Source organism: Azospirillum thermophilum (genome assembly GCF_003130795.1).
Taxonomy (GTDB): domain Bacteria; phylum Pseudomonadota; class Alphaproteobacteria; order Azospirillales; family Azospirillaceae; genus Azospirillum; species Azospirillum thermophilum.
Map to the genome: position 1 here is coordinate 614603 of NZ_CP029356.1, position 19534 is coordinate 634136.

Annotated in this window: 17 protein-coding genes; 15 read left to right on the plus strand and 2 right to left on the minus strand. The window is 69.4% G+C overall.

The features are described 5' to 3' along the window. Nucleotides 1-448: 448 nt before the first annotated feature. The gene (locus DEW08_RS23930; protein ID WP_109331961.1) at nucleotides 449-2293 is read left to right on the plus strand and encodes a PAS-domain containing protein; all 1845 of its coding nucleotides are present in this window, start codon (nucleotides 449-451) and stop codon (nucleotides 2291-2293) included. Nucleotides 2294-2438: 145 nt separating this feature from the next. Here the strand turns inward: DEW08_RS23930 and DEW08_RS23935 are convergent, their stop codons facing one another. After that, nucleotides 2439-3296, minus strand: coding sequence for a hypothetical protein (locus DEW08_RS23935; protein WP_109331962.1), 858 nt, complete (start codon nucleotides 3294-3296; stop codon nucleotides 2439-2441). Between the two features lie 443 nt (nucleotides 3297-3739). On the opposite strand from DEW08_RS23935, the gene DEW08_RS23940 reads away from it, so the two are divergent. The 4 genes from DEW08_RS23940 to DEW08_RS32870 all read left to right on the plus strand — a co-directional run bounded on the left by DEW08_RS23940 (nucleotide 3740) and on the right by DEW08_RS32870 (nucleotide 8411). After that, on the plus strand, nucleotides 3740-5251 hold the full coding sequence (locus tag DEW08_RS23940; protein ID WP_245986952.1) for a DegQ family serine endoprotease: 1512 nt from the start codon (nucleotides 3740-3742) through the stop codon (nucleotides 5249-5251). 124 nt (nucleotides 5252-5375) lie between these two features. Further along, nucleotides 5376-6128 (plus strand): glycosyltransferase family 2 protein, encoded by a 753-nt coding sequence (locus DEW08_RS23945; protein ID WP_109331963.1) that lies wholly within the window; start codon nucleotides 5376-5378, stop codon nucleotides 6126-6128. A gap of 18 nt (nucleotides 6129-6146) precedes the next feature. Further along, nucleotides 6147-7859 carry an ArnT family glycosyltransferase gene (locus DEW08_RS23950; protein ID WP_109331964.1) on the plus strand — a complete coding sequence of 571 codons (1713 nt, stop codon included), beginning with the start codon at nucleotides 6147-6149 and terminating at the stop codon, nucleotides 7857-7859. Between the two features lie 357 nt (nucleotides 7860-8216). Beyond that, a complete protein-coding gene (locus tag DEW08_RS32870; RefSeq protein ID WP_245986953.1) occupies nucleotides 8217-8411 on the plus strand; it encodes a hypothetical protein in 195 nt (64 codons plus the stop codon). A 34-nt stretch (nucleotides 8412-8445) separates the two neighbouring features. On the opposite strand, the gene DEW08_RS23960 is transcribed toward DEW08_RS32870, so the two are convergent. Beyond that, nucleotides 8446-9378: an ROK family protein gene (locus DEW08_RS23960; protein ID WP_109331965.1), complete on the minus strand. Its 933-nt coding sequence runs from the start codon at nucleotides 9376-9378 to the stop codon at nucleotides 8446-8448. A 186-nt stretch (nucleotides 9379-9564) separates the two neighbouring features. On the opposite strand from DEW08_RS23960, the gene DEW08_RS23965 reads away from it, so the two are divergent. The 10 genes from DEW08_RS23965 (at nucleotide 9565) to ltrA (ending at nucleotide 19497) form a co-directional block, all read left to right on the plus strand. Further along, the gene (locus DEW08_RS23965; RefSeq protein ID WP_109331966.1) at nucleotides 9565-10365 is read left to right on the plus strand and encodes a hypothetical protein; all 801 of its coding nucleotides are present in this window, start codon (nucleotides 9565-9567) and stop codon (nucleotides 10363-10365) included. 202 nt (nucleotides 10366-10567) lie between these two features. Beyond that, nucleotides 10568-11290, plus strand: a complete 723-nt coding sequence (locus DEW08_RS23970) for an AzlC family ABC transporter permease (RefSeq protein WP_245986954.1) — start codon at nucleotides 10568-10570, stop codon at nucleotides 11288-11290. Then, nucleotides 11287-11628 carry an AzlD domain-containing protein gene (locus tag DEW08_RS23975; RefSeq protein WP_109331970.1) on the plus strand — a complete coding sequence of 114 codons (342 nt, stop codon included), beginning with the start codon at nucleotides 11287-11289 and terminating at the stop codon, nucleotides 11626-11628. Before DEW08_RS23970 ends, DEW08_RS23975 begins: the two co-directional genes overlap by 4 nt. A gap of 274 nt (nucleotides 11629-11902) precedes the next feature. Beyond that, a complete protein-coding gene (locus tag DEW08_RS23980) occupies nucleotides 11903-12808 on the plus strand; it encodes an ABC transporter permease subunit (RefSeq protein ID WP_109331971.1) in 906 nt (301 codons plus the stop codon). A 4-nt stretch (nucleotides 12809-12812) separates the two neighbouring features. Further along, nucleotides 12813-14321: a high-affinity branched-chain amino acid ABC transporter permease LivM gene (gene livM / locus DEW08_RS23985; protein WP_109331975.1), complete on the plus strand. Its 1509-nt coding sequence runs from the start codon at nucleotides 12813-12815 to the stop codon at nucleotides 14319-14321. Between the two features lie 47 nt (nucleotides 14322-14368). Next, nucleotides 14369-15301, plus strand: a complete 933-nt coding sequence (locus DEW08_RS23990) for an ABC transporter ATP-binding protein (protein ID WP_245986982.1) — start codon at nucleotides 14369-14371, stop codon at nucleotides 15299-15301. A gap of 4 nt (nucleotides 15302-15305) precedes the next feature. After that, nucleotides 15306-16016, plus strand: a complete 711-nt coding sequence (locus DEW08_RS23995; RefSeq protein WP_109331976.1) for an ABC transporter ATP-binding protein — start codon at nucleotides 15306-15308, stop codon at nucleotides 16014-16016. A gap of 1 nt (nucleotide 16017) precedes the next feature. After that, a complete protein-coding gene (locus DEW08_RS24000; RefSeq protein ID WP_109331977.1) occupies nucleotides 16018-16377 on the plus strand; it encodes a DUF6867 family protein in 360 nt (119 codons plus the stop codon). 188 nt (nucleotides 16378-16565) lie between these two features. After that, a complete protein-coding gene (locus DEW08_RS24005; protein WP_109331978.1) occupies nucleotides 16566-17666 on the plus strand; it encodes a branched-chain amino acid ABC transporter substrate-binding protein in 1101 nt (366 codons plus the stop codon). Nucleotides 17667-18132: 466 nt separating this feature from the next. Continuing rightward, on the plus strand, nucleotides 18133-19497 hold the full coding sequence (ltrA, locus tag DEW08_RS24015) for a group II intron reverse transcriptase/maturase (RefSeq protein WP_109331979.1): 1365 nt from the start codon (nucleotides 18133-18135) through the stop codon (nucleotides 19495-19497). Nucleotides 19498-19534: the final 37 nt, after the last annotated feature.

A 19534-nucleotide genomic window follows, 5' to 3' on the forward strand; every position in this document is an offset into this window, starting at 1 on the left:
CCCCCGCCACCCCTTGACCGAGGTCAACGGATCGACGCTTTTCTGGAGCGATTCGAAAATCGCCCGCCGCGGCGTTGCGGAGGTTCCGCTTGGCGGCTCGTCTTACCGTGCCGCTCGGCTATTCCGCAAGGTCAATTTCGCACCGCAACATGAAGGTGCGCTGATGGTATGATGGGCTCACTATCTGCATGGATAATGATCGTCAGGGCGCGTCGGGAAAAATCGTCGCGGTGTCCTGCAGAAGCCCGGCGGGCGCCGGATCGGCGGCGGCCGGGGCGATCATGGCTCTTGTGCCACAACCCGGCCGCGACGAAGATGGGCCCCGACTGCGGGACCGACCGGCGCCGGTCGCCGGGATGATCGGAGAGTGACGAACCACGATGACGTTTTCGGTGAGCGCCGCGATCCGGACATGTCCCGCTGCCCGGACCCGCGCGGGGGGCGGGGAATGACGGCGACCGGATTCGCCCGCGTCGACGCCTCCGGACGCCTTCTGTGGGCGAACCAGGCCACGATCGACCTCCTCGGCCAGCCGATCGAGCCGGCAATCGCCTCGCTTCTGGGACAGGTGCTGGCGGCGGGCGGCGGTCCGGCCGAGATCGCCCTGTCCGACGGGCGTCAGGTCAGCGTAACGGCGGGACGCGGCGAGGGGGACGAACTGATCCTGTCCATCGCCCCCGCCCCGGTCGGGCTCGACGCGCCATGGCGGCGGACCAGCGCCGTGCTGGAATGCCTGAGCCAGGGCGTCATGGCCTTCGACCGCGAGCTTCGCCTGGTCGCCTGGAACCGGCGGGTGCTCGAACTCCTCTACATCGACCCGGACTTTCCCCGCTATCTGCAGCCCTACGAGGCGGTGGTCCGTCATATCGCCGAACGCGGCGGCTACGGACCCGGCGATACCAATCGGCTGGTCGCCCAACGGCTGGATCACATCCGCAACGCCGCCTGGCCCTTCTACAACGAGCGGGTCCGCCCCGACGGGCTGGTGATCGAGACGGTGACGCTGGCCCTGCCGGACGGCGGCTTCGTCACCACCTACACCGACATCACCGGGCGCAAGCGGGCGGAGCGCGAGCTTGCGGCGAGCCGCGAGCTCCTGGAACTGGCGATCCGTGCGGCGCGCGAGGGCGTTTCGCAGTGGGATCTGCGGACTGGCGAGGTGTGGTTCTCGCCGCAATGGTGGGGGCTGCTTGGCTACGGCGGCGACGATGCCGGCGATCCGCGCGATCGATGGGAGGAACTGATCCACCCTGAGGACCGCGAGGCGGCCCTGGCCATGGTGGAGGAGATCGCGAGCGGGGCCGAGCAGCAGGGCCGGTTGCTGCAGCGCTTCCGCCACCGCAGCGGCCAGACGGTCTATCTCGATACCCGGACGATCGGGGTCGCCGGACCCGACGGCGAGGTCAGCCGCATCGTCGGCTCGCACACCGACGTGACCGAGAGCATCCTCGCCGCCGAATCGGTACGGGCCGCCAAGGAGGAGGCGGAGCAGGCGCTGCGCGAGTTGAAGGAGGCGCAAGCGCAACTGATCCAGTCGGAGAAGATGGCGGCGCTCGGCTCGCTGGTCGCCGGAGTGACCCACGAGATCAGCACGCCGATGGGAATCGCCATGACCGGCGCCTCCCTGCTCGCCGACCGCACCCGCGTGCTGCGCCAGGAGTTCGAGAAGGGCGCGCTGCGCAAGGGGGACTTCGCCGACTTCGTCGACACGGCGACCGAGGCGACGCAGTTGATGATCCTCAACATCGAACGGGCTGCCCGCCTGATCCAGAGCTTCAAGCAGGTGGCGGTGGATCAGGCGAGCGAGGCGCGCCGCAGCTACGACCTTGCCGACTACATCCACGAAGTGCTGCGCAGCCTGGGGCTGAAGATCCGCCGTTCCGGCCATTCCGTCCTCGTTTCCTGTCCGGAGGGCGTGGGGATGGACGGCTATCCCGGCGCGCTGAGCCAGGTTCTGACCAACTTCGTGATGAACTCCATCACCCACGGTTTCGGTCCCGGCCAGCGCGGCACCCTGCGCATCGATATACGCCTGCCGACGATGGACGAGGTCGAGCTGGTCTATTCCGACGACGGGCGCGGCATCCCGCGCGACCTGCACGGCAAGGTCTTCGAACCCTTCTTCACCACCCGGCGCGGGGAGGGGGGCAGCGGTCTCGGCCTCAGCATCGTGTACACGATCGTGACGCGCACGCTCGGCGGACGGATCCGCCTGGACAGCACGCCGGGCCAGGGAGTCACCTTCACCCTGCGCTTTCCCCGCGTCGCTCCGGCGGAACCCGAGCCGGTTTAAAAAGCCGCGGCTTCAAGAAGCGGGACATTTGAAAAGCCGGTCCGGCAGGGAAAAGAAGAAGCCCCTTTCCGTCGGGACGGAAAGGGGCTTCTTCACTTTTAAAAACCGACGGCGACCGACCCGGACATCGCTGCGTAACGTCCGGTCACTGCGTCCGGCGCGAGGCGCGGTGCGCAGGGATCGGAATCGGGCGGATCGCCTGTTCCTCCCGCCGGCTGGCCGACATGTCGATCTCGATGCGGGCGAGCGCCTTGCGCAGCTCGTGCACCGTGTCCGACAGGGACTGGATGGTCGCCTCGCTCGGCTGCTGACGCCAGCTGCGGTAGGCGGAAATGCAGGCCTTGGCGGTATCGCGCAGCCGTCCTTCCACCGCGTCGACCGGCGGCGTGGGCGAGGGCCGGCCGGCAGCAGCCGGTTCCGCGCCCGTCGCCGAGGCGGCAGCCGGCACGGCGGCAGGAGCGGGGGCCTCGACAGCCGGCGGCGGAGTGGGCTCCGGACGGTTCAGACGCAGCGTTTCCTGCTGGACCGGCGCGGCCGGCGCGGCGGGAGCGGGGGTGGCGGCCGGTTCCGCGACAGCGGCCGGCTTGGCTTCCTCCTTGGCGGCGCGGCTGGCGGTCAGTCGCTGACGGGGCGCGCGCGCCGGGGCGGCGGGGGCCTCCTCGGCGGGCTTGGCCTCCTGCACGGCCGGCTCGGCCTGCACAGCCTCGGCGGCCGGCGGGGCAGCCGGTTCCTCGGCGGAAGCGGCCTCGGCGACCGTCTCGGGCGCGGCCTGGCCGGCGTCCTCGACCGCGGCATGCTCACCGTCCGAGTCGCCGAGCGTGCCGGAGGCCTCGGCCTTGCGGATGATGTAGGAGATCGCGCTGGGGGTGCATTCGAACTCGCGGGCGATCGCCGACAGCGTCGACCCGTTGCGGTAGCGCTCAAGAATTTGCGGCCACGCCGATTGCGGGATTCGCCCGCGCTTCTTGGGAGACTCCGGCTCGTTCCCGGTATCTGCGTTCATTATATCGCTCGGTTGCCAAAGTGAATTTTGAGTCATTCGTCAGCTTTGTGGCCGGATCGCTCGCTTCCAACGTGACGACGTGCGGCAGCGCGCTGGCGTCACCGAGCTCTCGGCTTGCGGGCGATGTTGTCGGTAAGCATGACTATCGGAAACTCGACACCAAAATTCCAGCATAACTTTGCGCAGATCTGAGATTCTCGCCACTTAGCGGATGGCATGGCGGTGCGGGGTAGGCCCACTGGACGGGGGAGGCTTTTTAAAATCCTCCGATCAACCCCCTTTTTCAAAAACTACGGGGGGAGCGGAACAGCGGTTCGCGCGTTTTGTTGGACGAACAGACCTGCTGCCGGACCCATGGCGGGTCTGCAACGTCCGAATGGCGGAGTCGACCCATGCCGCAACCTCCTATCCCGTTTCGGCCCACCCCGTTTCGGTGTCGTCCGGTGCTCGTCCTGTCCGCGGTGATGACGGCTTTGGCTCTGGCTCTCCCCGCCGCGGCGCAGGATGCCGCGCAGGCTCCGCCCGGACCGTCCGCGTCGCCGCCGGCCTCCGCCGCGCCGGCCTATCGCCCGCCCTCCTTCGCAGAGGTGGCGCGCACCCAGCTCGACACGGTCGTCAACATCTCCACCACACAGGCCAACCCGCATGGCGGACCGCGGATGGAGGGGCCGGACACCCCGCCGGGATCGCCGTTCGAGGAGTTCTTCCGCGAGTTCCGCAACCGCCAGCGCGGTGGCCCGCCGATGCCGCAGCCCGGTCCGTCGATGGCGCTCGGCTCCGGTTTCATCATCGATCAGGCCGGCTATGTGGTGACCAACAACCATGTCGTCGCCGAAGCGGCGGAGATCGCCGTCACGCTCCATGACGGCACGCGGCTGCCCGCGAAGATGGTCGGGGCCGACGAGGCGACGGATCTGGCGCTCCTCAAGGTGGAGAGCCGGAAGCCGCTGCCGGCCGCCCGCTGGGGCGACAGCGAGCGGGTGCAGGTCGGCGACTGGGTGGTGGCGATCGGCAATCCCTTCGGCCTCGGCGGATCGGTGACCGCCGGCATCCTGTCGGCCCGCGCGCGCGACATCCAGCAGGGCCCCTACGACGAGTATCTGCAGACCGACGCCTCGATCAACCGCGGCAACTCCGGCGGTCCCCTTTACAACACGGACGGGGAGATCATCGGCATCAACACGGCGATCTACTCTCCCACCGGCGGGTCGGTCGGCATCGGATTCGCCGTGCCGTCGTCGCTCGCCAAGCCGGTGATCGACCAGTTGAAGGAGCAGGGGCGGGTGCGCCGGGGCTGGCTCGGCGTGCAGGTCCAGCGCGTCACCCCGGACATCGCCGACAGCCTGGGGATCGACGACCCCAAGGGCGCCCTGGTCACCAGCGTGTCGCCCGACAGTCCGGCCGGCATGGCCGGCGTCCGCCAGGGCGACGTGGTGACGGCCTTCGACGGCAAGCCGGTGGAGCAGATGCGCCAGCTTCCCCGGCTGGTCGCGACGACGGAGATCGGCCGCAAGGTGCCGATGACCGTCCTGCGCGGCGGCAAGGCGGAGACGGTGACGGTCACCGTGGGCGAGTTGCAGCCGCAGACCCAGCAGGTGGCGGCGGCCGGCTCCAGCGGCCCGCCGCGCTCCGCCGCCCCGACCGAGGCGAACTCGGTGCTCGGCCTGACGCTGGCGCCCCTGACGCCGGGCCTGCGCGAGACCTTCTCCATCGGCAGCGACGTCGATGGCGTGGTCGTGACCAACGTCGGCGACGACAGCACGGCCTCCGACCGTGGCCTCGACCCCGGCGACGTGATCGTCGAGGCCGGGCAGGAGCCGGTGCGCACGCCGGAGGATTTGAACGCGCGCATCAAACAGGCCAAGGCGGAAGGCCGCAAGACGCTGCTGATGCTGGTCAGCCGCGACGGCGACCTGCGCTACATCCCGCTGCCCATCGAGGACAGGAAGGGCTGAGCCGCCGGGCAGCCGCAGGGCGGGGCGGGGCCGGGGAACGCATCCCCGGCCCCAACCTTTTCCGCTACCGTTCGCCCCGCCGCGGGAGTATTTTGCGGCCCGCTTGGCGAATGGGATTGCATCAGTGAGCATTCTTGAAGAAGGCCGGCCGGCGGTTCGGCTGTCGGTCGTGGTGCCGGTTTTCAACGAGGCCGACAATGTGCTGCCGCTGCTCGAGGAGATCGAGCGCGCGCTGAGGCCGGTCGGCTCCTTCGAGATCATCTTCGTGGACGACGAGTCCTCGGACGATACGCAGGCGCGGCTCGCTCCCGCGGTCGCCGCCGGGCGGCTGCGGGTGCTGCGCCACCGTCAGCGGTCGGGCCAGAGCGCGGCGGTGCGCACCGGCGTCAAGGCGGCGCGCGGCGACTGGGTGGTGACGCTGGACGGCGACGGCCAGAACGACCCGGCCGACATTCCAAACCTCTATGCCCTGGTGGCCAAGGGTGAACCGGGCTCGCCGGTGCTGGTCGGCGGGCTGCGCCGCAAGCGGCAGGACAACCTGTCGAAGCGCTGGGCCTCGAAGATCGCCAATGCGGTGCGGCAGTCCTTCCTGCAGGACGGCTGCACCGACAGCGGCTGCGGCCTGAAGCTGTTCCGCCGCGACGCCTTCCTCGACCTTCCCTATTTCTCGGCCATGCACCGTTTCCTGCCGGCGCTGTTCCGTGCGCATGGGCATCCGGTGGCCTATGTGCCGGTGAACCACCGCCCGCGCGAGCGCGGTGTCTCCAAGTACAACAACTGGCAGCGGGGTCTGGTCGGGGTGGTCGATCTGCTCGGCGTCTACTGGCTGAAGCGGCGGACCCGTCTGTCGTCCGCCGCCGACGAAAGCCGCTCCTGAGTGCCGGGGGCTCCCGCCATGCCCGACCATGCCGTCGCCGCAGGCGCGCCGGACGCCTCCGCAGCCGCCTCCGGATCCGCTCCGGGCGGGCAGGTCGCCGCGCCGCGCCGCCTGCCGCTCTATGCCTATCTGATTCTGGCCGTGCTCAGCGTCGGGCTGTTCCTGCCGGGCTTCTTCACCCTGCCGCCCTTCGACCGGGACGAGGCGCGTTTCGCCCAGTCCTCGTCGCAGATGCTGGACAGCGGCAACTACGTCGACATCCGGTTCCAGGACGAGGCGCGCTACAAGAAGCCGGTCGGGATCTACTGGCTGCAGAGCGCCGCCACCGCGCTGGCCGGCGGGCCGAAGGAGATCTGGACCTACCGCATCCCCTCGCTGATCGGCGCCACCCTGGCGGTGCTCGCCAGCGCCTGGACCGCGTCCCGCCTGTTCGGCGGAACGGTCGGGTTCCTCGCCGGATTGATGATGGCCTCCTGCGTCGTGCTCGGCGTCGAGGCGCGCATGGCCAAGACCGACGCGGTCCTGCTGGCGACGGTCGTGATCGGGCAGGCCGCGCTGGCGCACCTCTACCTGACCCGCCGGGAAGGGCGCGACGGCCGGGGGCCGGCGCTGGTCTTCTGGATCGCCGCCGGTCTGGGCATCCTGGTCAAGGGACCCATCGTCTTCCTGGTGTCCGGCACCACGGCGCTGGTGCTCTCGCTGTGGGAGAGGGAGGTGCGCTGGCTGAAGCGGCTGCGCCCGCTGGCCGGTCTCGGCATCGTCGCCGCCATCGCCGCCCCCTGGCTGATCGCCATTGCCATCAAGTCGAACGGTGCCTTCTTCGCCGAATCCGTGGGCCACGACATGATGGGCAAGGTGGCCGGCGGGCAGGAGGGCAAGGGACTGCCGCCGGGCTATTACCTCGGCACCTTCTGGGTCACCTTCGCCCCCTGGTCGCTGCTCGCCCTGCTGGCTGTGCCCTGGGCCTGGGCGAAGCGGAGGGTGGAGGCCGTCCGCTTCTGCATCGCCTGGATCGTGCCGAGCTGGCTGGTCTTCGAGGCGGTGCCGACCAAGCTGCTGCACTACACGCTTCCGGTCTTCCCGGCCGTCGCCGCACTGAGCGCCGCCGCCGCCGTCGACTGGTTCGCCGCGGCGGAGCCCGGACGGCGCCGCATCCTGTTCGGTGTCGCTGCCGCGCTCGGCGTCCTGGGCTTCGCGGCGCTGGTGCTGGCGGTCGCCGTCATTCCCTATCTGGTGGATGGCCGGGTCGATGCGGTCGGGCTGGCGATGGTGCCGGTGGTGCTGGCTCTGTTCGCGCTGTTCCTGCGATCGGTCGCCCGCCGCCGCCGGATCCCGGCCTTCGCCGCCGGCCTCGCCGCCGCGGCGCTGCTCTATGCCGGCACCTATGGCGCCGTCCTGCCGGCCATCGACGGTGTCTGGGTCAGCCGGCAGGCCGCCCGCCTCGTGGAGGCCGCCCATCCCTGCCCGGACAGCATCGTCGCGTCCGCCGGCTATTCGGAGCCGAGCCTCGTCTTCCTGCTCGGCACGCACACGAAGCTGGTTCATGGCGGCGACGCGGCCGGCCATCTGCTGGCGGGCGGTGCCTGCGCCCTGGCGCTGGTCGAGCAGAAGGAGGAGGCGCCGTTCCGCGCCGCGCTCGGCGGGCGGGAGCCGGTGTCGCTCGGCGGGATTGCCGGCTTCAACTACAACACCGGCAAGCGGCTGCGGCTGACGCTCTACCGGCTGTCCTGATCGGCATCGGCCACGAGGGCCCGTGGCTTACGCGCGCAGGGCCTATGACCGACGGGCTGGGGCCTACGGATAGGGCGGCGAGGGGGATTACCGCGCTTCCACTCTCGCGTCGGGCGGGGCGCTGTGGCGGAATGCGCCCGATGTCCTGGTTCCGACGGACGAAAGGCGCCCTGTCATGCTTCGCCCCCTGATCGCCGCCGCTGCGACCGCCGCGACCCTCCTGCTGCTGGTGTCCGCCCCCGCCCATGCCCAGAAGCAGGAGTATCCGAGCTGGGTCTATGACGAGATGGTCCCCACCGGCCCCCATCTGCGCAATCTGGAGCAGGCCCAGCCGGTGCCCGGCGCACGGCCGTCCCATTGGGGGCGATCGGCAAGAACGGGCAGTTCCGCGCCGGCATGGCGGAGTATGGCACCGACCCCAAGGCCAATACCCGCAGCTACAGCCGGACCCAGTCGCTGACCCCGCCGCCGGTGGATGTCCGCCGCGGGCTGGCGCCGCCCCAGACCGGCGAGGCGCCGGCGACGCCGCGCGCCGTCCAGCTTCCGAACTGATCCGGGGCACCGGTCCCGGCACCGATCCGGACGATCAGCCTCCGCTGACCTCGTCGGGCCGCCACAGCCATGCGGCGCCGCGCACGCCGCTGGAATCGCCGTGCCTGGCGCGGCGGACCGGCGTGTCGATCGTATCGGAGAACACCCGGCGGGCGATCGCCTCCGGCAGCCGGTCATAGAGCGCATCGATGTTCGAGAGCCCGCCGCCCAGCACGATCACGTCCGGGTCGAGCAGGTTCACCACGGCGGCCAGCCCGCGGCCGAGACGGTCCACCAGACGGTCGAAGGTGGCCTGGCAGGCCGGATCGCCCTCTGCCGCCATCGCTGCGATCCGCGCGGCGTCGAGCGACTGTCCGGTGGCGCGCAGATGGTCGGCCGCGACCGCCGGGCCGGAGACGAAGGTCTCCAGGCAGCCGTGCTTGCCGCAATAGCAGGCCGGCCCCGGCCGCTCGGCATCGGTCGGCCAGGGCAGGGGATTGTGGCCCCATTCGCCGCCGACCGCGTTCCGCCCTGCCAGCACGCGCCCATGGGCGACGATCCCGGCACCGCAGCCCGTGCCGAGGATGGCGGCGAAGACCACGCCGCAGCCGGCTCCGGCCCCGTCCGCCGCCTCCGACACGGCGAGGCAGTTGGCGTCGTTCTCCACCCGCACCGGCCGTCCGAGTGCTGTGGCGACGTCGCGGTCGAAGGGCCGGCCGATCAGCCAGGTGGAGTTGGCGTTCTTCACCAGTCCGGTCGCCGGCGAGATGATGCCCGGCATGCCGACCGCGACGCTCGCCCGGCCGAGAGCCGTCCCGCCGCCGGCGTCCCGCTCGAGAGCGGCGACCAGCTCCGTGATGGTGCGGACCGTCGCGTCGTAATCGTCGCGCGGCGTGGGAACCCGGCGGCGGGCCGTCTGGTTGCCGCGATCATCGAGGGCGATGCCCTCCGTCTTGGTTCCGCCAAGGTCGATGCCGATGCGAATCATGGTCGATCAGATACCGCCGTCGGCCCAGGAGGTGCAACCGGATTGGCCGGCCGGACGGCAGGGTGGCGTAACAAATGGACAGCTTGCCGGGAAATCCAGTTGACCCCGGCACTGGATCAAGTAGAACCACCCTATCGGACAAGACCAGTCCAGTCCGTCCGACGAACAGCGCCACCGGAGTCAAAGATGAGTCGCCAGCGCGCCGACCTCCGCACGTCATCCCGCTTCCTGCGCCGCACCGCCGTTGCGGGCGTCGCCAGCCTTCTGACGGCCTTCGTCGCTGTGTCGGCCCTGCCGGCCGCCGCGGCCGCCCCCGCGAAGTCTGCACCCGCCAAGGCGGCCGCCACCAAGGCCTCCGCAAGCAAGAGCACCGGCAAGGCTTCGGCGAAGCCGCAGGCCTGCTACAATCGTAACGAGCATGCGGCGGAGCAGGCACTGCGCATGCATACGGAAATGATGGTCGTCGGGCTGACCTGCCGCGATGTCTATCCGGAAGAAAAGCCCTACGACCTGTATCAGAACTTCACGATCAAGAACCGTGCGACGCTGTCGTCATCGGAAGCCACGATGATCGACTATTTCCGCAAGCACGGCGGCAACGGGACCAAGCAGTTCGACACCTACCGGACCGAGCTGGCCAACGAGGTCAGCCGCCGCGCGGCCGTCATCGGCCGGGGCGAGTACTGCATGAACATGGTCAGCCACTCCAAGGTCGCCAACGAGCTGACCCCGACGGAGCTGAAGACCCTGACCTCGGATCCGGCCAATGCCGGCATCATGCATCTGGCGTCCAAGCCGCTGTGCGACGTCAAGCTCGTCAGCACGCCGGATCCGGCCTTCGATGTCGCGCAGGCCACTCCGCCGCGCAGCAGCGCCAAGGCGACTCCGGCGAAAGGCAAGCCGGCCAAGGCGCCCGCCAAGGCTCCGGCGAAGAAGGTCGCCGCGGCACCCGACAGCCAGACCGTCGCCGCGAACATCAAGCGCTGATCCGTCTGCGCCGCTGCCGCTCCGGCCGCTGCCATCGACCGGCCCCATCCGCCCGGCGGGTGGGGCCGTTTCGTGTCCGCACCCTGGCTCTCCGTTCTTGCCGGGGCCTGTATGGTACGCATGCCCCACCCGACGAGGCGGCGGATCTCCGGCCGGCCGTTCTCCCGTATAGGCAAAGGGCAGGGCAGCGGGGAGGACATGCGTGGCTGACCGGGGAGAGACGCGGCGGGGGGCGGCATGGCGCTCGGCCGTCCGTGAGGCGCTGGGCATGCCCGCCCTGGTCCTCTTCGCCAGCTACATCGGCTTCGGGTCCCTGGTCAGCGAAAGCGGCTTCGGCCTGCTGGAAGGGCTGGTCTCCACCGCGACGAGCTGGGCGCTGCCGGGGCAGGTGGCGCTGGTCGAGATGAGCGCGGTCGGCGCGTCCGTGGTCGCCATCACCCTTGCCGTCGCCCTCACCAATGCCCGGCTCATGCCGATGAGCGTCACGCTGGTTCCCCTGCTGAAGCGCCACCGGGCGCCGGCCTGGCAGACCTACGCGCTTGCCCATGTCATCGCCGTCACCTCCTGGGCCAACGGCCTCAGGCGCCTGCCGCAGATCGCGGAGGAGGACCGCATGGCCTGGTTCTTCGGCTATGCCGGCACGCTCTGGCTGGTGACCATGCTGGCGACCGCGGTGGGGTTCTTCGCCGCCGGCCTGCTGCCGGCACCGGTCACGCTCGGCCTCGTGTTCCTCAATCCGCTCTATTTCCTGCTGCTGTTCGCGCAGGACCTGCGGCAGCGGGCGAAGGTGCTGGCGCTGGCCTTCGGGGCGGTTGCCGGTCCGCTGATGCATCTGGTCCTTCCCGGCTACGGGCTGCTCGTCACCGGGCTGGCCGCCGGAACCGCCGCCTTCGCGGTCGATCTGCTGTTGGAGCGGCGCCGGTGAACGACGCGGCGGCAGTGTGGGGCGCGCTCGTCGCGTCGGCCATCGTCACCTATCTGCCGCGGGCCCTCGGCGTGGCGCTCGCGGGTCGAATCGACCCCAACGGATTGCTCTTCCGCTGGACCGCCTGCGTCGCCTATGCGCTGCTGTCCGGCCTCGTGGTCCGGATGATCGTCCTGCCGATCGGGCCGCTGCAGGCGACCGACCTCGCCGCGCGCCTGATCGCCACCGCAACGGGACTGGCGGCCTTCGCCCTTGCCCGGGGAAGCCTGCTGTGGGGTGCTGCGACCGGCACGCTCGCCCTGGTGCTGCTGACGGCCCTCCGCTTCCCTGCCGGTTGACCTGCTCCGGCCGCTGTGGCGGCCGTTCCATGCGCAGGACACAAATCTGTCTTGCAAAACTTTGTGGGGCTGGTACTACCGGAATCAACAGGGAGCGGCGCGCCTTGTCCGGGATCGACCGGCTGGGCTAACGTTCCGGAATGGCAAAAATCAAGGTCCCTCAGATCGATGGGCGGACCCGAAGAGATCAGGGAGCGGCTGTTGCGTGACCGGTGTGCCGGGATGCCCGTCTCGCGTCGCCCTGCCTTCGATTCTGAGAAGGTGAGGTGAGGCGATGGAATATTTTCTTCAACAGCTGATCAACGGGCTGTCGCTTGGAGCGATTTACGGCCTGATCGCGATCGGCTACACGATGGTCTACGGGATCATCGGGATGATCAACTTCGCGCACGGCGAGATTTACATGATCGGCTCCTTCGTGGCGCTGATCACCTTTCTCGCCATCGGCGCGCTGGGCATCACCTGGGTGCCGCTGGCGCTGCTGGTCATGCTGCTGGCCTCGATGCTGTTCACCAGCGTCTACGGCTGGACGGTCGAGCGCATCGCCTACCGGCCGCTGCGCTCCTCGCCGCGGCTGGCGCCGCTGATCTCCGCCATCGGCATGTCGATCTTCCTGCAGAACTACGTCCAGCTCGTCCAGGGCGCGCGCTCCAAGCCGCTGCAGCCCATCCTGCCGGGCAACCTCACCCTGATGGACGGCGCCGTCTCGGTCAGCTACGTCCGGCTGGCCACCATCCTCATCACGCTGGCGCTGATGGTCGGCTTCACCATGCTGATCAACCGCACCTCGCTGGGCCGCGCCCAGCGCGCCTGCGAGCAGGACAAGAAGATGGCCGGCCTGCTCGGCGTCAACGTCGACCGCATCATCTCCCTGACCTTCGTCATGGGCGCGGCACTCGCCGCCGTCGCCGGCATGATGGTGCTGCTGATCTACGGCGTGATCGACTTCTACATCGGCTTCCTCGCCGGGGTGAAGGCCTTCACCGCCGCCGTGCTCGGCGGCATCGGCTCGCTGCCCGGCGCCATGCTCGGCGGCGTCGTCATCGGCTTCATCGAGGCCTTCTGGTCGGGCTATGTCGGCTCGGAGTGGAAGGACGTCGCCACCTTCTCCATCCTCGTCCTCGTCCTGATCTTCCGCCCCACCGGCCTGCTCGGCCGGCCGGAAATCGAGAAGGTGTGAGAGCATGAGCAGCAATCCCTCCACTCCCGCCTCCTCCCCGGCCGTGTCCGCCCCCGCTTCCGCCTCGCGGCCGGAGACCGCCGACTGGCCGGCGCTCCTCAGGGAGTCGGCGCTGGCGGCGCTGGTCGCCTTCCTGCTCACCGTGCCGATGATCGGCCTGCGCACCGTCGACCGCCCGACCGGGCTGGGGCTCGAGGCGCGGCCGGCCGAGGTCGCCGCCGCGGTGGCGCTGGTCTTCCTCGGCCGCCTCGGCCTCGGGCTGATCCGCAGCGGGCTGGCGCTGCCGGTGCTGCTGCTCGGGCTGGCGGCGGCGGCGGCCGGCTTCGTCCTGCCGATGCCGACCCAGATGCTCAGCGTCGTGCTGATCGCCGGCGGCGGCGTCATCGCGCTGCGCGCCCTGCTGACGCTGACCACCCACCGCTCCAAGCTGTCGCAGGCCGAGCGCGACCGCCGCATGGACCGCATCGCCGCCAAGGTGCAGCACGCCTCGCGCTGGATCGGCCCGATCGCCATCCTGGCGGCGCTGGTCTTCCCGCTGACGCCGCTGGCCAACCGCCAGCTCGTCGACATCGGCATCCTGCTGCTGACCTACATCATGCTGGGCTGGGGGCTGAACATCGTGGTCGGGCTGGCCGGGCTGCTCGACCTCGGCTACGTCGCCTTCTACGCGGTGGGGGCCTACAGCTACGCCCTGCTGGCGCATTACTTCGGGCTGAGCTTCTGGCTGTGCCTGCCGCTGGCGGGCGTGCTGGCGGCGCTGTCGGGGGTGCTGCTCGGCTTCCCGGTGCTGCGGCTGCGCGGCGACTATTTCGCCATCGTGACGCTGGGCTTCGGCGAGATCATCCGCATCGTGCTGGTCAACTGGTACCAGTTCACCGGCGGCCCCAACGGCATCTCGGGCATTCCGCGGCCGAGCTTCTTCGGCATCGCCGACTTCTCGCGCACGCCGGCCGACGGCATGCTGGCCTTCCACGAGATGTTCGGGCTGGAGTTCTCCTCGCTGCACCGCATCATCTTCCTCTACTACCTGATCCTGGTGCTGGCGCTGGTGGTCAACCTGTTCACGCTGCGCATCCGCAAGCTGCCGCTGGGCCGCGCCTGGGAGGCGCTGCGCGAGGACGACATCGCCTGCGCCTCGCTGGGCATCAACCGGACCAACATGAAGCTGGCGGCCTTCGCCATCGCCGCGATGTTCGGCGGCTTCGCCGGCTCCTTCTTCGCCACGCGCCAGGGCTTCATCAGCCCGGAGAGCTTCACCTTCATCGAGTCGGCGATCATCCTGGCCATCGTGGTTCTGGGCGGCATGGGCAGCCAGATCGGCGTGGTGGTGGCGACGCTGCTGGTGATCGGCCTGCCCGAGGCGTTCCGCGAGCTGGCCGACTACCGCATGCTGGCCTTCGGCATGGGCATGGTGGTGATCATGCTGTGGCGCCCGCGCGGCCTGCTGGCCCACCGGGACCCGACGATCCTGCTGCACGGCAGGAAGGCCGCTTCGGCGGGAGCCGCGCGATGAGCGCCCGGACGACGAGCCGCGAGATGACCCCGGAAACGATGGGCGAGATGACGGGCGACAAGCCTCTGCTGAGCGTCGAGCACCTGACCATGCGCTTTGGCGGTCTGGTGGCCAACAACGACGTCTCCTTCACCGCGCGGGCCGGCGAGATCACCGCGCTGATCGGCCCCAACGGGGCGGGCAAGACGACGCTGTTCAACTGCGTCACCGGCTTCTACACCCCGACGGTGGGGCGGCTGACGCTGCGCCATCCCGACGGTCGGGAGTTCCTGCTGGAGCGCATGCCGGGCTACCGCATCGCGCAGAAGGCGCGGGTGGCGCGCACCTTCCAGAACATCCGGCTGTTCGGCGGCATGAGCGTGCTGGAGAACCTGATCGTGGCGCAGCACAACAAGCTGCTGCGCGCCTCGGGCTTCACCATCGCCGGGCTGCTCGGGCTGCCGGTCTACCGCAAGGCGGAGGCCGAGGCGGTGGAGCTGGCGAAATACTGGCTCGACCGGGTGCGGCTGACCGAGTACGCCGACTGGGAGGCGGGCAACCTGCCCTACGGGGCGCAGCGCCGCCTGGAGATCGCGCGGGCCATGTGCTCGGAGCCGGTGCTGCTGTGCCTGGACGAGCCGGCGGCGGGTCTGAACCCGCGCGAGTCGGCGGAGCTGGCGGAGATCCTGACCTTCATCCGCGACACCCGCACGCCGTCGGGCCAGCGCACCGGGGTTCTGCTGATCGAGCACGACATGAGCGTGGTGATGCGCATCTCCGACCATGTGGTGGTGCTGGACTATGGCCGGAAGATCGCCGACGGCGACCCGGCGGCGGTGAAGAGCGATCCGGCGGTGATCCGCGCCTATCTCGGCGAGGAGGAGGACGAGGAGCTGCCGCCCGAGGTGGCGGCGGACCTCGCCAACACCAGCGGGGCCCACAACGGCGGCATCCACACGGGCGGGGCGGCCGGGACGACGGCAGCCGGAAAGGGGGCGTGAGGCGATGCTTCGGGTATCGGGGGTACACACCTTCTACGGCGCGATCGAGGCGCTGAAGGGCGTCGACATCGAGATCGGGTCGGGCGAGATCGTCTCGCTGATCGGCGCCAACGGGGCGGGCAAGTCGACGCTTCTGATGACGATCTGCGGCAGCCCGCGGGCGCGCAGCGGCCGGGTCCTGTTCGAGGGCGAGGACATCACCGGGCTGCCGACGCACGAGATCGTGCGGCGGGGCATCGCGCAGAGCCCGGAGGGGCGGCGGATCTTCCCGCGCATGACGGTGCTGGAGAACCTGCAGATGGGCTCGATCACGGCCAAGCCCGGCAGCTTCGCCACGGAGCTGGAGCGGGTCCTGACGCTGTTCCCGCGCCTGAAGGAGCGCATCGGCCAGCGGGCGGGGACGATGTCGGGGGGCGAGCAGCAGATGCTGGCGATCGGCCGGGCGCTGATGAGCCAGCCGCGGCTTCTGCTGCTGGACGAGCCGTCGCTGGGTCTGGCGCCGCTGATCGTCAAGCAGATCTTCCAGGCGATCCGGGAGATCAACCGCGAGCAGAAGATGACGGTGTTCATGGTGGAGCAGAACGCCTACCACGCGCTGAAGCTGGCGCACCGCGGCTATGTGATGGTGACGGGGCGGATCATGCTGAGCGGGACGGGGGCGGAGCTTCTGGCCAACGAGGAGGTGCGGGCCGCCTATCTGGAGGGAGGGCACTGAGATGGAGACGCTTCTCGGGTCGAGCCTTGCCGAGCTGATCGGCCTGACGGTTGTGGTGTTCGGCGGCTGCGGCATCCTGACCGGGCAGACGCTGGCGGAGGGGTGGAAGCCGGCGTGGGTGGCGGTGGCCTATTCGGTGCTGCTGGGCCTGGGCGACCGCTTCCTGATGTTCGGCCTGTTCGGCGAGCCGCTGCTGTCGCCGGCCGGCTTCCTGGTGAACACGCTGATCATCGGCGCCATCACCCTCACCGCCTACCGCATGGCCATCGCACGCCGCATGGTCCAGCAGTACCCGTGGCTGTACGAGCGCTCCGGCCCGTTTGGCTGGCGCGAGAAATCGGGCGGAGCACTTGCCGAATAGTGATGGCCGCGTCCGGCTGCCGCCGAAGAATTGAATCGGCGGCGGCTCCGGCAATCCTGTTCTCTTACGCGGAAGTCAGCGTATAGTAAGCGATAAACCGCCGGAGGGTGACCCGGCGGCAGAGGCCCGGAAGGGCCCGGGGGACTACGTACGACAGGGACCACTCACAACAGGGAGCAAGAATACCCATGAAACTCAAGCTGTCCCTTCTCGCCGCCGTCGCCGCGACGGCTCTGTCCGCCACGGCCGCCAAGGCCGACATCACTGTGGCGGTCGCTGGTCCGATCACGGGCCAGTATGCCGCGTTCGGCGAGCAGATGAAGAAGGGTCTGGAGCAGGCGGTCGCCGACATCAACGCGGCGGGCGGCGTGCTCGGGCAGAAGGTCAAGGTCGAGGTGGGTGACGACGCCTGCGATCCGAAGCAGGCGGTGGCCGTGGCCAACCAGCTCGCCAAGGCCGGCGTGAAGTTCGTGGCCGGGCATTTCTGCTCCGGTTCCTCGATCCCGGCCTCGCAGGTCTATGCCGAGGAAGGCATCCTGCAGATCTCCCCGGCCTCCACCAACCCGAAGCTGACCGAGCAGGGCCTGAAGAACGTCTTCCGCGTCTGCGGCCGTGACGACCAGCAGGGCGTCATCGCCGGCAAGTATCTGCTCGACAACTTCAAGGGCAAGAACATCGCCATCCTTCACGACAAGTCGGCCTACGGCAAGGGGCTGGCCGACGAGACGCAGAAGGCGCTGAACGCCGGCGGCCAGAAGGAGAAGATCTACGAGGCCTACACCGCGGGCGAGAAGGACTACTCGGCCCTGGTGTCCAAGCTGAAGCAGGAGAACATCCAGGCCGTCTACATCGGCGGCTACCACACCGAGGCCGGCCTGATCGCCCGTCAGATGAAGGATCAGGGCCTGAACGCCCCGATCATCTCCGGCGACGCGCTGGTGACCAACGAGTACTGGTCGATCACCGGCCCGGCCGGCGAGGGCACCATGATGACCTTCGGTCCCGATCCGCGCGAGATGCCGGAAGCCAAGGGCGCCGTGGAGAAGTTCCGCAAGGCCGGCTACGAGCCGGAGGGCTACACCCTCTACACCTACGCCGCCCTGCAGGTGTGGGCGCAGGCCGCCAACGCCGCGAAGTCGACCGATGCCGCCAAGGTCGCGGAGGTCCTGCACAAGACCACCTTCGACACTGCCGTCGGCAAGATCGACTTCGACGCCAAGGGCGACCTGACCAAGCCGGCCTACGTCTGGTATCGCTGGAACAACGGTCAGTACGCCCAGGTCAAGTAAGGAGCGGGAACGCCGCGCGGCGCCGGGACAGCCGGACGTGCGAAGGGGCTGGCGGGCGACCGCCGGCCCCTTTTCCGTGTGCGCCCAGCATGGGCGCGTTCTTGAGGGTGTAAGTCCCTCCGTAAGCTGGTCACGGCGAACGAAGAGAAGCGCAACTGCGGAAGGGCAACCGACCGTGGGAAGGAAGCGTGGATCGCAGCTGCGGGCCGATGAACAAGAACCGGATATGAGGCGGTGCCGACCAGGGCGAGCGGGCATGGAACCGCGAAGCTCTTGTGACCAAGGGTCGGTGGCGTAAATCCGGCGGTCGTGCAGCGAAGGAACGCGTTCTTACCTGGGGAGATCCCGCCTTGCGCCTGAAAGGGCGACGGCGTCGAGCCGGAGCGGGAAGTCAGCAGAGGCCATAGTAGGCGAGGCGCGAGCCGGACCGAAGGGCCGAACGAGGGAGAATGGAGTCCACCCGACGATGCGTGAGGCCATGCGTCAGATGCCGGAGCGATCCGGGAGGCGGGAGAGGAGGACGGGTGAAGCCCGTCCGGAGGCCCGTCTTGACGAAGCCGAGCGCCCGCGCCGGGACACGGACGCCATGGGGCCGGGGCTGCTGGATGCGGTCCTGGCGCGAGAGAACCTTCTGCGAGCGTTGAGGAAGGTGCGGGCCAACGGGGGTGCAGCGGGAGTGGACGGCCTGGACATCGACCAGACCGCCGCACTGCTGAAGAGCCGCTGGCCGGCGATCCGCGACAGCCTGCGGGAGGGGACGTACCGGCCGCAGCCGGTGCGTCGCGTGATGATCCCGAAACCTGGGGGTGGCGAGCGCGAACTCGGCATTCCCCCGGTGACGGACCGCCTGATCCAACAGGCGATGCTGCAAGTTCTCCAGCCGATCCTCGATCCCGGCTTCAGCGACCACAGTTACGGCTTCCGTCCCGGCCGGAGTGCGCACGACGCCGTCCTTGCGGCGCAAAGCTTCGTGCAGTCCGGCCGGCGGATCGTCGTGGATGTGGACCTGGAGAAGTTCTTCGACCGGATCGACCATGACCTTCCGATCGACCGCCTGTCCAAGAGGGTCCCGGACCCGGCCATCATCCGGCTGGTGCGGGCCTACCTGGATGCCGGCGTCATGGAGGACGATGGGGCGGTCGCACGGCGTCGGACGGGTTCCCCGCAAGGGGGACCGCTGTCGCCGCTGCTGGCCAATCTGATCCTGGACGAGGTGGACAAGGAACTGGAACGCCGGGGCCATGCCTTCTGCCGCTACGCCGACGACTGCAACGTCCATGTGCGGTCGCGTCGGGCGGGAGAGCGGGTGATGGCCCTGCTGCGGCGCCTCCATGGCCGGTTGCACCTGACGGTGAACGAAGCCAAGAGCGCCGTGGCCCCCGTCTTCGGCCGCAAATTCCTCGGCTATGCCTTCTGGGCCGGACCGAAGGGAGAGGTCAGGCGGAGGGTCGCCGACAAGGCGATCACGGCGTTCAAGGACCACATCCGCGACCTGACGCCCCGGCTGACGGGACGGTCGATGGCCGCGGTGGTGGCGAGGCTGCGCGATTTCCTGCTGGGCTGGAAAGCCTACTTCCGACTGGCGCAAACTCCAAAGGTCCGGCGAACGCTGGACGAATGGATACGCCACCGGCTGCGGGCCATTCAGCTCAAGCAGTGGAAGCGGGGGAAGACCATCTTCCGGGAACTGACGGCCAGAGGGGCCAAGCCCGCCGTCGCCCAACAAATCGCGGCCAATGGCCGACGCTGGTGGGGCAACAGCGGCAAGCTTCTCAATGCAGTCCTCACCATCAAATGGGCAGACCAACTCGGACTGCCCAGGCTCGCATGACCTCAATCCCCCGAACCGCCCGGTGCGGACCCGCATG